General features: G+C 61.2%; 8 protein-coding genes. 3 read left to right on the top strand and 5 right to left on the bottom strand.

What is annotated here, in order from left to right; genetic code table 11:
* Positions 1–2 precede the first annotated feature (2 nt).
* From QZH45_RS26820 to QZH45_RS26840, 5 genes are read right to left on the bottom strand one after another with little or no spacing between them, the layout of a single operon-like run.
* On the bottom strand, positions 3–1,622 hold the full coding sequence (locus QZH45_RS26820) for a DUF2300 domain-containing protein (protein WP_055134923.1): 1,620 nt from the start codon (positions 1,620–1,622) through the stop codon (positions 3–5).
* 1 nt (position 1,623) lies between these two features.
* Entirely contained in the window at positions 1,624–6,192 is a 4,569-nt protein-coding gene (locus tag QZH45_RS26825; protein ID WP_081036464.1) for an alpha-2-macroglobulin family protein, read from the bottom strand.
* The gene (locus QZH45_RS26830) at positions 6,189–6,839 is read right to left on the bottom strand and encodes a DUF1175 domain-containing protein (protein WP_055134925.1); all 651 of its coding nucleotides are present in this window, start codon (positions 6,837–6,839) and stop codon (positions 6,189–6,191) included. Before QZH45_RS26830 ends, QZH45_RS26825 begins: the two co-directional genes overlap by 4 nt.
* On the bottom strand, positions 6,824–8,533 hold the full coding sequence (locus tag QZH45_RS26835; protein WP_055134926.1) for a DUF2138 domain-containing protein: 1,710 nt from the start codon (positions 8,531–8,533) through the stop codon (positions 6,824–6,826). The genes QZH45_RS26830 and QZH45_RS26835 overlap by 16 nt, the downstream gene beginning before the upstream one ends.
* A 33-nt stretch (positions 8,534–8,566) precedes the next feature.
* Positions 8,567–9,355, bottom strand: a complete 789-nt coding sequence (locus QZH45_RS26840) for a YfaP family protein (protein WP_024778374.1) — start codon at positions 9,353–9,355, stop codon at positions 8,567–8,569.
* Between the two features lie 270 nt (positions 9,356–9,625).
* Between QZH45_RS26840 and QZH45_RS26845 the strand changes: the two genes are divergently transcribed.
* The 3 genes from QZH45_RS26845 to QZH45_RS26855 all read left to right on the top strand — a co-directional run bounded on the left by QZH45_RS26845 (position 9,626) and on the right by QZH45_RS26855 (position 12,774).
* A complete protein-coding gene (locus QZH45_RS26845; protein WP_053191412.1) occupies positions 9,626–10,762 on the top strand; it encodes a Fic family protein in 1,137 nt (378 codons plus the stop codon).
* 117 nt (positions 10,763–10,879) lie between these two features.
* Complete coding sequence (locus QZH45_RS26850) at positions 10,880–12,187, top strand: AAA family ATPase (protein WP_053191414.1); 1,308 nt, start codon at positions 10,880–10,882, stop codon at positions 12,185–12,187.
* Positions 12,184–12,774 carry a retron system putative HNH endonuclease gene (locus QZH45_RS26855; protein ID WP_053191416.1) on the top strand — a complete coding sequence of 197 codons (591 nt, stop codon included), beginning with the start codon at positions 12,184–12,186 and terminating at the stop codon, positions 12,772–12,774. The genes QZH45_RS26850 and QZH45_RS26855 overlap by 4 nt, the downstream gene beginning before the upstream one ends.
* The last annotated feature ends 33 nt before the right edge of the window (positions 12,775–12,807 follow it).

Raw genomic sequence — 12,807 nt, forward strand, 5'->3', positions numbered from 1 at the left:
GTCTATTCCAGCAAGAGGTGACGGGCGAGCCCTTCGATATAGTCTTCGTCCTGGCCGTTGGGGTGAGCTTCAAAGGCCAGGTGCAAATATTCGTGAGTCAGGTCGAGGCGGTCCTGCAGCGACAGCACGCCACGGACATAGATGCGCTGGCGTTCACGGTCGACGTAAGGCCGGCCGAACGCGACGCGGCACACCGCGAATGAGCTGATTTCGTCGTAGCCCACTTCGCTTTCCAGTCTGGACCGCCAGCCTCGACGCTGCTTGAGCAGCCAGTCCTGGGCGGCCGGCAGTGCTTCGCAGGATGCCACCGGATTGTCCCAGCGGCTGAGACTGGCACGCGGGTAGGCATGCAACAGAATGGCGTCGTAGCGTTGGCCGGCGTTGGCTTGTTCCACAGCTTGCAGCCAGGACAATTTGTCCGGGCCGGATTGATCGGAGTGGTAGGTGACATCGGTGCCGGCCAGGACCAGGTCGCTCGTCCAGGCCGCAATGGCGCGGGTTTGCGGTGCCGCCGGGCGTGGAGCAACACGCTGGCGATGGCTGCTGTCGTCGATACTCAGACAATCGCCGTTACGTTGGGCGTTTTGCAGCAGGTAGGTGCGGATCGCCACTGCGAGGGCCTTGGCTGCTTCGGCGGGCTCGGCCTTGGCCTCGCGTTGCAAAACCCGGGCGACGTACTCTTCCCGATCCAGGCGCGCCACCAGTTTGCCGGGCGTCAGGAACAGCTCGCCATCACTGTGGATATCCAGCTGGTTGCCATTGGTGAACTCGGCGCGGTAGTCACCCCGCAATTGACCCGGCGAGGCTGGCTGGCTGCCCGACATGACCCGCTGCAATGGATAACGGGCAAACAACCTCACTTCCACGCAGCGCCCGGTTTCGGCCGGCCAGTGTGCCGGCAGCGCAGTGGCCAGGCCATCACCAAATGCCCTCAGGATCTGTTGGCTGGTGCCGCGGCCACCGGCCCATACGGGCGTGCCATCGGCCAGCCAACCGGCGAAACCGCCCTGGCGCGATGAAGGTCCCTGGTCGCCCAGCCAACTCCAGGTCTTGACCCGCAAGCGACTGCCCAGTTGCCCGACGAGACGACCATCCGCCGCATTGAGTACCACGTCCAGCAGCACCCGACGGGCCTGGTCCTGGGCCGGCAGTGTCGCCAATGCCTTGAGCAATTGCGCGACGGGAACCTGTTTTTGAGGTTGCAGGGCTGGTAGGTCCAGCAGCCAAGCCGGGGCCTGACGGGCCTGCCAGTAGTCACGCCAACTGGCGGCCGAAAGCCCAAGCCGCTGCGGTTCGAAATACAAGCCGCAGGACTTCACCAGTGCCTGATCGCGACCGATGCTTTTCCCCGCGCTGCAGCAATAAACCTCTTCTTTCGACTCCCCGCGGCACTCATAGGCCGGCTCGTGGGCATCGGTATCCACCAGCCACGCGTAGACAAACAGCTTCCACAGACTGCCGAGCGGGGCCTGCAGGGAATCGGGCAATGGCTGGCGATCGAGCACCTGGGTCTGGCTCACCCGCAGCAACTGGCCGTCGAAGGCCAGGCGCAACGGTTCGGCCTGCGCTGTCGCCAGCGCAGGCATCAAGCACAACAGCCACCCAACCCAGCGCTTGCGCATGTCAGTTGACCGTGACCTGACCGAGCGCCGGTTTCTTTTCCCAAGCCTGATTCTGTGGCGCGTAGACCTGAGTGAAGCGCACCGGTGGCAGGTTGAACTGCCCCTTCTGGGAGAAGCGCACCAGATGCCGCAGGCGCAGTTCGCCACTGAGGGCATCCACCGGCACCGCATAAACCATCTGGCCCGGCTCGAAGCGCGCCTTTTCCAGCGATGTCGGTTCGCTGTCGGCTTTGCCCTGCAACTGGATGCCCCAGGTGGTGCGCTCCACGTCGGCGCCTGGCGGCAGCGGCACTTCGAGCATGCCGTAGCGCAGCGGTGTATTGGCCTTGCTGTTGATGATCACTTCATCCAGGTAGAGGCTGTCGCTGGACAACGGTTTGTTGCCTACGGCCTCAAGGGTAAAGGTAAAGGCATCGCCACCCGGTACCAGGCGCGACAGCCGACGGGTGATGGACACCGCCATCGGCGCCACCGGCGGTTGCTGGCTCTGGAAGCTCAGCGCCGCTTGCAACGGACGCTGCTGCACTCCGCTGAGGGTCAGCGTGGTCGGCAACTGCGCGCCCTGCCACTGCCAGTAGGTTTCCCCTGTGGCGCCTTGGCGGGCTTTCCAACCTTCGCCCGGGGCCAGTGCCACGGCCGGCGATGTCTGCTCGATGCTGCGCTGCAGCCAGGTCAAGGCCAGGGCCCGTTCCAGGGTGGACTGTTGTGGCAACAACCGCTCCAGCAGCGCGGCGGCTCGGGCCTGATCGAAGGTTTGCAACGACAGCACCAGAGCCTCGACAAACGGCTCGGCGCTGACGTCCAGTTGCTGCTGGGCGGCGGCCAGTTGACGATTGAAGGCATCTGGCAAAGGCACTTTCGCCTGCTTGGCGAGGGCTGCGGTCAGTACGCGAGCACTGGCCAATCCCAGGGCCGAGTCCGGCGCGTTCATGACCAGGCTGTCGTCACCGTTGTCCATCACGCTCCCGGCGCCGCCCGCACCGGCCTTCGCCAGATCGTCCATCAGGCCGCTGAGCAAGGTGTTAACCGGCAGTTGCATCTGCTTGGCGAACGACAGGATCAGCGCCCGCTGCAACAGCGGCGTATCACCGGCCTGTTTGGCATAGACCTCCAGCACCCGCTGCCAGTGTTCCGGCGGCAGGCTGATGTCCAGCGCCTTGCTGGCGTGCCAATCCGCGTAGTAGGCGTAAGCGGTCAGGAAGGCATCCGGCTCGCCGTCCTGGCCCCACCAGGTGAAGCTCGCCGATGGTCCGGCCATCTGCACCAGGCGCAAGCGGCTGTTCTGCATGATCAGGCGCAAGCGGTCGCGGGTCTGCGAGTCCGACGCCAGGGTCGGGTACGCGATGCTCAACGGCAGCAGGCGACTGGCGGTCTGCTCGACGCCACCGTAGGGGTAACTCAACAGGTCGTCCAGGGCGCTACGGAACAGCGCTTGCGGGCTGTCGTCCAGGCGCAGGCGGACATCGCTGGCGTCGGCCGGCAAGGCCAGCGGAGTGTCGCCGGCGGCCACGTCGAGGCGTTGGCTCTGGGTAACCTGCCAGCCATTGCCACTGGCGTTCAGGTGAACAGCCAGGGCGTCCTGGGTTTCACCGTTCAACTGCAACTGGACGCTCAGGTCACCGCTGCTCAACTCCATGGCAGGCAGCGCCACATAGTTGATGCCCTTTTTCAGGTCCGCCACCACACGTTGCTCGGCACCGGCATAACGGATCAGCAGTTCCGCCTTCAGCGGTTTATCCGACTGACTGAAAGCGAACAGGCCCAGTTGCGGTTTGTCGCCGGTGCGGAACCGGGTCGGACCGCTCCACTTCAGGTACAGCGGTTTCTCCGAAGCGATGAATTGCTTTTTCTGGCCAACCTGGCCGTCGTCGGAGATGGCCTTGGCGGTGATGCGCCAGCGGGTCAGCGAATCCGGCATCTTGAAGGTGAAGCGGGCCTTGCCGTTGGCATCGGTAACCAGTTCCGGCTGCCAGGCAGCTGTGTCCACGTCTTCACGACGGGGCCGTTCCAGCACCTTGACACCGCGCTCGCTGCGGTTGGCCTTGCCCGGCGCGCCAGGGCTGCCCGGCAACGCCACGTCGTAACTGATGAACGACAGGCTGGCGCTGGTGCGCACATTGTTGCGGCGCGGATGATAGAAGAACTGATCGATGGTCGGCGCCACTTCCGGTTGCAGGGCGTAAACCATTTCGTCCACGACACTGACGGTCAGATGCGCCGGAGTCGCCTTGCCGGCGAACTGGGTGCTCAGGTCCACGGTCACCGTATCGCCAGGCCGGTAGGTGGCCTTGTCGGTGACGACCGCGACGTCGATCTGCGGCGTAATCACCTTGATGCCGGCGTTCTGGAAGCTGTATTGGCCGCCCTTGGTGTACAGGACGGAGAAGGTCAGGTTCGGCGCAAAGTTGTCTTTCACCGGAATGCGGGCGCGGTATTGGGTCGGGCTGAGGCTTTCCATTTTCAGCCAGTCGCCACCCTTGGACAGCAACGCCGTGGCCTCCACCTTGTCCCGTTCGAGGGACAGCAGCGCATCGCTGACCGGTTCCGGGAAGGTAATCAGTGCCAGTGCTTCGTCACCGGCCTTGTATTCCGGCTTGTCGAGGACGATCTCGACGGTGCCCGGCACGGCCTTGACGCCTTCGCCGGTCACCGCATGAGCCGCAGCGCCGATGACCCGGCCATGGTCGTCCTTGAGGGTCAGGTTGTAGGTACCGGGACGGTCAAAGGCCACGGTGAAGTCCTTGTCCTTGGCCGTCAGCTTGCCCTCGCCAGTGCTCTGGTCTTCCAGGCGCACCCAGGCGTAGCCGGCCGGCGTCACGGCCTTGCTCTGTTCGCTGCCGCCTTCGTTGACGTAGCTGAACGCGACCTTCTCGCCGGCCGCACTGAAACGCTGGCGAGCACTCAGGCGGAAATTCGCGGCACCGCGGTCGATGAGGATTTCCTTGGTGGTCTTGACCCGATACGCCGCACCATCGCTGGCAAACACGGTGAGCGTGTAGCGGCTCGGCTTGTCGGCGGCCGGCAGTTCGAGCGTCGCGACGCCCTGGCCGTCGGTGGTCACTTCACTGCTGGTCAACTCCACCGGGAATTGCCCCAGGTATTGCAGTTCGTTGTCCACCATCGACAGCTGCTGGGCCCGCAGGCTCAGGCTCACCGTGGCATCGACCACCGGCTTGCCGTCCGGGTACAGCAACACGAGGTTGCCCTTGACCGGCTCGCCGGTGCGGTATTCCTGCTTGGCCAGGTTCAAGGCGATCTCGAAATGCGGCTTGATATATTCAGCCACGCGGAAGGCGCTGCTATAAAGCTGGTCCTTGTAGCTGAAGCGCAGTTCATAGCCACCGGCCACAGCGTTTTCCGGCAGTTGGAAACGGCCTTGGGTACCGGCCTTGGAGTCCAGTTTCAGGGCCAGGGTCTGCAGCACGGTGCCCGTGGCATCCAGCACGCTGACGTTGACGTCGGCCGCCGTCGGTTGCACCGAGTCGCGGGCATTCTTGAACTCACGGCCGACGATCTTCAGCGAGACCCAATCCCCCGGGCGATACAGCGGCCGGTCGGTGAAAGCGTAGAGCTTGGTGTCGTAGATTTCGCTGTCGTAGTAGAAGTTCTCGGAGACGAATACCCCACCCTCCTCATCCTCGCCAATGACAAACGAACGTTCCGGGCTGACGTGCTTGAGGCGCAGCAGGCCACTTTCATCGGTAGCGCCGCTGTTCATCACGCCCAGGCCGTCGGTCCACAGCACATTGACCTTGGGCACCGAGCTGCCTTCATGCTTGCGAGCGGCCCAGACCAGCAGTTCGTCACCGGAAATCTTGCTCACCGCCACGGTGTTCGAGACGAAGACCATGGTGGTCGCCCGGTACTTGCCGACCAGTGCTTCCACCAGGTACAGGCCAGGCTTGAGCTGGCCCAGCGGGATGTAGACGTTGCCCTGCGCGACGCTGACGAACTCGCTGGACGAACCGGCCAGGTTGACGCCGGCAGGCGGCTGGATCGGCTTGGCCTGCCACAGCGGATAACGGAACTGGCTGACCAGCGGCAGGCCCGGGATCAGGGCGAACTGGGCCGGTGCCTCGTAGGGCGTCGGTGCGACCAGGGCATCACCGATCTTCAGCTCCGGCACTTCCTCGGTGACCTGTTGGCGGGACTCGTAGGAGAACGCCCGCTGCATGACCCGACGGGACTTGCGGTACCAGTTGTCCCACAGGTACGCGAGGGTGTTCGAAAGCCCTTCACCCTTGAACTGGCCGTCGCTGACGACGCGGTGCAGGTTCTTCTGGCGCTTGAGGAAGTCCAGTGGCTTTTCAATCCGATAGACGCGGATATCGGCGCCACCGTAAGGCTCCATGCGGAACCGGCGGTAGTCACGGCCCGGCGCCTCGAGGCGGACCATGGCCTGTTCATCGCTGGCGAAACTGCTGTCGGCCAGCAGGAAGAAGCTTTCACCGGACACCGGCGTGTAGCCACTTGGCTCCACCGTGTCTTCGGCGTGAACGAAGGAGGCCAGCAACAAGGCAAACAGCAGGGACAGTTTCGAGCACAAGCGCAGCATGCGGGCACCGGTCATTGGGAGAGAAAGTTGAGTCGATAGACGCCGATGAAGTTGGGGTTGGCTGCGTCGGGTATCCATCGGGTGTCCTTCCAGTTCATGAGTTGTTGCAGGCTTGCGGAGCGCATGCCGTTGTCGGTAGGGGTTGTGGTGCCGGTGTGATAGGCGATGTAGCGGCCCATCCAGATCATCAGGTGCTGGTCGTCGCCCTGATCGAAGAACATCAGGTCGCCGGGACGGGCCTGGGCCACGTCACGCCCCACCAGGCGACTGTTGAACTGGATCAACTTGATGGCATTGACGTAAGGCCCGACCTTGCCGCCGCCCTGCTGCCACTGTTGGGCCAGGCGCCGCTGGGCGTCGCTCAGCTCAAGCTCCGGCGGCAGGTAGCGATTGGACAGGCCGTTGCTGCGCAGCCATTTTTCGTTGTGGACCTTCAGCGCTTCGTTGGCGGCAAAACGCACCAGTCCCGCACAGTCCTGCTGATACCAGCGTGGGCTCGGGCCCCGGCTCAACTGTTCCTCGGCGATGCGCACGAACCAGGCACGGAAGACCTGGGACTGCTGCACATCCAGCGCAGGCGCTTCCATGGCAAACGCCTGCCCCGCCAGGAACAGTGCTATCAGCCCGAGCGTGCGGATCAGTCCGGTCACAGTGCTTTCCATTCCAGCGGCAACCACTGCCAGTGACCGTCCGGCTCGCTGCCTGCCGGCAGGGTCAACGCGTATTTGCCATAACCACCGAGGGTCCGCAGTTTTGGAATGAGGTAGGTCTGCGCAGCGTTGTAGAACACCGGCTCCATGTCCTGGGGCAAGCTGTCCAGGGTTTCACGCTGCATCAGCTGCGCCATGGAGTCCGGGCCGAAGTAGAACGGCATCAGCAGGTCCTTGGGCACCACGTCGGCCATCGGCGGGAAGTGCTTGTCCAGGGTGCCGATGGCCTTGTCCACCAGTTTATCGTCGAGGGAGAACAGCAGGGTCGAACCGTGGCGCGCCAGGCTGACCTGCATGAACGCCTTGCCAGTGATGGCATCGGGTTGCAGGGAGTCCTTGGCCAGGTACGGGCCGAAGTTGGAGCTCACCTGGCGCTGCCAGTGATGCATCGAGCCTTCCTGCTTCTCGACGACCGGGAACGCATGCTCGGCCACGTTGCTTTCATAGGCGCCCACCATCGACCCGAACAGGTGGCCCAGCTCGGCGTCGATCTTGCCGTCTTCTTCGTTCAGACTGGCCACCAGCAGCGGCGTGTACAACCGCGAATCGGCGTACCAGCACAGCCCCGCCGCGCCGGCCATATGGTCGACCATGGCCTGGGCGGCTTTCTCCTCGGCACCGAGTTTTACCAGCAGCGGCTTCTGTTGCTCAGCCGCCAATGGCAAGGCCACGCAGGCACTGGCGCCCATGGGCATGGCTTGCCAGATCGGCTTGAAGTCGAAATCCGGCTGGTTCTCCAGTTCGTCCATGGCCAGGAAGCTGTGCCAACCTTTGTCGTCCATGTCGAAACGCAACCCGGCGAAGTTCGGGATGAAGCGCTGGTAGCCCATGGCGAGCACGCTGGCGTTGACCGAAATGCGTTGCTTGACCTCAGGCGCCTTGGGCGGCAAGCCGAAGGCTTCGGTGAAGAGTTTGTCGCCATTGAGCAGTGCCGCCAGTGCGGTGGTGGAAACGGCGCCATGTTCGTCGAACGCGCCGTTGGCCGGGTCATAGAGCTTGCTCGGGTCGGACAGCACCACCAGTTTGTCGCCGTGGGAGGCGAACACCAGGGATTTGCTGGCGTTGTAGCTGAGCTGGTAGAGCGCTACTTCATCGCCGCCGACCTTCAGGTCGCTGAGCTTGCTCAACTGCGTATCGTCCAGGGCGACTTTTGCCAGCGGCTCCAGCAGCTTGGCCAGCCCGCCGCGATCCATCACCAACAGGAAATCCTTGAGCCGGCCATCAGCACCGCGCCACAGCGCCACATCGGCCGGCTGGTCGAACAGTTCTTCGATCAGGCTGTCCTGCAGCTTCAGGTCATGCTCGTAGATGATCCGGCGCAGGCTGCCAATCAGCCCCAGGCGGTCGGCATGGGCCTGGTAATAGAAAACGAAATCCTCGGTGAGCGTGGCCTTGAGGAACGGCACCGCCAACAGGTCCTTGGGCAGCTGGCTCAGGGAATGGGCTTCGAGTAGCCCGTCGGGACGACTCAGACCGAGCTTTTCCAGCGCCAGCGCCGTGGGCGGTGCCTTGGGCTTGTGCATGAACCAGCCCAACCCGGCGGCGACACCGGCCACCAGGCACAGCCCGATCAGCAACGCCGGCCAGCGGCGCGCAGGTTTAGCGACAGGTGTCGGCACGGTCGGGGAAGCAGTGTTGTCGCTCATATTCACAAGGGCCTGTTCATCCGTGGAGCGGAATTAGTAGTTGAAAGTCTTGACCAGCAAAAGATCGCCGATGGCGCGCAGGGGCACGACAAAGGTCTCGCGTTTCTCATTGACGGTATTTTCGTTGAGCACCAGATTGATCTGCGAGGTGATCACCTCGTTCTGGTTGCTGGTTTCGTCGAAGTTATAGCCGCCGTCGCCGTAGTTGCCCCAATAGTTCACGTAGACCAGGTAGGTGCCGTGCATCGGCGCCGTCATGGTGAACATTTCAGGACCGGGGCCATCGACGCCATCCGGGTCGAGGCCCCCGCCGTTGCTCAGCGCCGGCTGGCCGAAGAAGGCGTGCTGGCCGTCGGGGGTGATGATGTGCAGGTCCAGCTCGGCCTTGGGGTCGTCCCAGCCCAGCACCACGCGAATCTGCGCCGGGGTCCGCAGGTTGTTGGCCTCGTAGAACTGCACACGCTTGAGGGACTTGCCCTCGGAGCTGCGGATCTCGACGCTGTTGGAGCCGGCACCGAACGCATACGGCCGGGCGAAACGGCCTTCGTCGTCGGTGTAGAGATTCAGTGGATTGCCATTGACCGCCAGGCTGTGGGGCGGACGGGCGGTGCCCATGGCCTTGAGCCGGCCCTCGATCATCGTGCGATTGCGTTGCACACCTCGGTCGATGGGCGGCGTGGGGTAGGCCACTTGTGGGTTTTCAGTGCGATCGAGCAAGCCGCTGTAACGCCAGCCGCCCACCGGCTCCGACATCTCGGCCGCAGGCTCCGCCCACACCAGCGGTGCGACCGTCAGCGCGATCAGCAATGAAAGAAAACGCATGTATGCCTCCTGCCATGCACAACGCAACCCGGCGCCCTTCCTCGGCGCATTGATTATCTTTCTTCAGGTTTCGTCAGGGGCCCGCCATACGGGGGCTGTAGATGGCGCGAAGGTTAGCGATTCGGCGCGTTATCCACAATCGGGGAACGCGTGATTCTGTGTGGGAAATCACGTCTTGAGGAGAGCGTGAGCCGATTAGTGAATTTATTCGGCTCACAAAATGAGCCGAATAGCATTATTATTCGGCTCATCCCAGGAATGGAGAGACTCATGGAACCCTATTGGATCTGGCAACAGCCCGACTGGCCCAACTTTCACTGGCAGTCTGAAGCGTTAACGCCTCTGCTACGGGAATGCGTACAAACCCAAGGTCAATTGCTCGGAATGACCGGCGCTGTCACTAAGGCGCTCAACGCCCAGAACGAACTTAACGCGTTGTTGCAGAACATCGTGACCTCTTCGGCCATTGAAGGGGAGCAATTGAATGTGGGCTCGGTGCGGTCGTCCCTGGCCCGACGCCTGGGCCTGGAGCGGGCCGGCGATAACCCCGTCAGCCCACGCAGCGAGGGTCTGGCAAACCTTCTGCTGGATGCGACCCGGCATTTCAGCCAGCCCCTGACGGTCGAGCGGCTACTTGAATGGCATGAGTGGCTGTTCCCTGAGCAGGTTGAGGAACTTTTCCACCAGCACATCCGCGTAGGTTCGCTGCGGGGGGACGAGCCGATGCAAGTGGTCTCGGGCAGGTTGGACCGCCCTACTGTTCATTTCGAGGCACCGCCTCGCCAAGGTCTCGAACGGCAATTGCAAACGTTCCTCGACTGGTTTGAGGCCAGCCGCCATCAACCCGGACTCGATCCTTTGTTGCGGGCCGGTATCGCCCACTTCTGGTTTGTCACTCTGCATCCGTTCGACGACGGCAACGGCCGCCTGACCCGCACTCTCACCGATCTCGCACTGGCTCAGGGCGAAGCCCAGGCAATCCGTTTCTACGCCATGTCCGTGAGCATTCTGGAAGACCGCGCAGGCTATTACCGAGCCCTCGAAAGCACTCAGAAAGCTACGTTGGATATCACCGATTGGCTTAGCTGGTTTCTGCAGACCCTGTCACGCAGCTTGCACAAAGCCATGGTGCAGATCGAAAGCGTGCTAGGTAAGGCACGGTTCTGGCAGGTCCATCGCGCCTCAGGACTCACGCCAGAACAGATCAAAGTGCTGAACCGGTTGTTTGATAGCAGCGGGGAAGGTTGTGAGCACAAGATCAGAGCAGCTCAATATCAGACGCAGGCCAACGTTTCCAAAGCAACGGCCACACGGCATCTGGCAGATCTGGTGAAAAAAGGCTGCCTGGAGCGACTACCGGGTGGTGGGCGCAGTACGCGATACCGGCTAAATACCTGCCCCAAATAGCCAAGAAACCGCGCTCGATATTTCAAGTACGGATTTCGGCTGGAGCTCAATACAATCTCATGATCAACTACCGGCCAGAAAACCGTCGGCAAGGGCGGTGAAGCCAGAGGTAAGCCTGTGAAGCTGCGCAAACTGAAACTCAAGGATTTCCGTCGATTTGAAAGTCTCGACATTGATTTTCATCCAGACCTCACGGTTATTGCCGCACGTAACGGTCAAGGCAAAACCTCCATTCTGGAAGCCATCGCCACGGCGCTTGGGCCGTTCGTAGGAGCCTTTGACCTTGGCAGTTCCAAACATATCGAGCGCAGCGATGCCCGATACGTCCGGCTCGGGGACGGCTTCGAAAATGAACAACGCTTCCCAGTCATTATTGATGCATCCCTTGATAGCCCTGCCATTGAGTGGCAACGGGCATTACACGGCCCTAAAAGTCGAACCTCGGTAAAAGACGCCGCGCCATTGGCAAAATGGGGCAAAGAACTCCAGGAGTCGTTGCGAACGAGAGCCGAGACCGCCCTGCCGCTGGTCAGTTACTACCCAGCCGGAAGACTTTGGATGAACCATAAAAACAGCTCGCGCAAAGCAGTCATCAGCGCAAGCCGTACCATGGGATATGAGGACTGCCTGTCCTCTGCTTCCAATTTTGTGCAAATGCAACAATGGATGAGTAAAGCAACACTTGCCGTCGTTCAACAGCAAGATCTACCGGGTTATGAGAGGTCAGATCTAAAACCTAGAATCGTGGGTATCCAGAGCGCCGTTAATCTAGTCCTGCAAGACGAGGGCTGGAGTAATTTTCATTACAGTCTCAGCTTTGAAGAACTGGCGATGTCTCACCCAGATCATGGGCTTTTGCCAATTAGCCTCTTGAGTGATGGCGTTCGGGCCATGATTTCACTGGCCGCTGACATGGCATTTCGCTGCGCTCGATTAAATGGCCAATTCCAGGATCAGGCGTCGCTCATGACTGAAGGCATCGTACTGATAGATGAGATCGACCTACATTTGCACCCAGCTTGGCAGCAACGTGTTCTGGCTGCTCTGCGTTTAGCATTTCCGAAGATTCAATTCATTGTCAGTACTCACAGCCCCCAAGTGCTGACTACCGTAAATCGTGAGCAGATCCGTATCATCCATAAAGACGAACAAGCAGGCTGGATATCCGAACAACCTGCGACCAGCCCGCTTGCTCAGGAGTCCGGCGACGCACTGGCGAGCGTCATGGATGTGAATACGCGCCCTCCCATGGCGATTCTCCAAACCGCCCGAGCCTATGAACAATTGTTCAGGGAAGGCGCCAGCGAAGGTTCAGAGGCCAAAAAGCTCAAAAAAGAACTGGACGCTGCTGGCTATGAAATCTCAGATGCTGACACAGCCCTCTGGGCCTTTCTGGCAGAGCAAGTCAGGAAAAAGACCAAATGATTGAACTGGTACACAACCCAGTAACCCCCAAAGCACTTCATGACTTTCTCATCACCCATCCACAAGCCGGGCCAGCCGATTTCAATAATCGAGCGTTCGGTCCAGTGAAGAGTCAAGTCAAAGCAAGCCTCCATGCAGATCAAGGAGGCCTCTGCGCCTATTGCGAAGTCCCTTTGGCGCCTACAGAAGGCCAAATTGATCACATCAAGCCTAAGGCGGGCCCGAATGCTCACCCGCATTTGACCTTCGCCTATACCAACTATGCACACGGCTGCATTCGACGCGACGGGTGCGGTCAGAAAAAGAAAGATGGGGTGCTACCCATTGAGCCGTCTGTCGGCTGCAATGAGATGTTTTCATTAACATCTGATGGAGCATTGGAGCCGATGCCTTTACTCACGAAGAACGAAAAACATCGAGTACGTCAGACCAGAGACATGTTGGGGCTACAGAGCCCCACGCTCGTGAATGAGCGCGAGAAATGGATCAAGGTTCTTGTAGCCGTGATGAAGGAGGATGCGTCTGCCGCTGATGAGTTCATGAGAACAATTCCGTTCCGCCATATTTTGCTTCGCCTGTTCCGTTGACCTCAGGTTAATCGCCCCCGGTTTCACTTGCTC

The organism is Pseudomonas corrugata (assembly GCF_050920615.1).
Classification (GTDB): Bacteria; Pseudomonadota; Gammaproteobacteria; order Pseudomonadales; family Pseudomonadaceae; genus Aquipseudomonas; species Aquipseudomonas corrugata.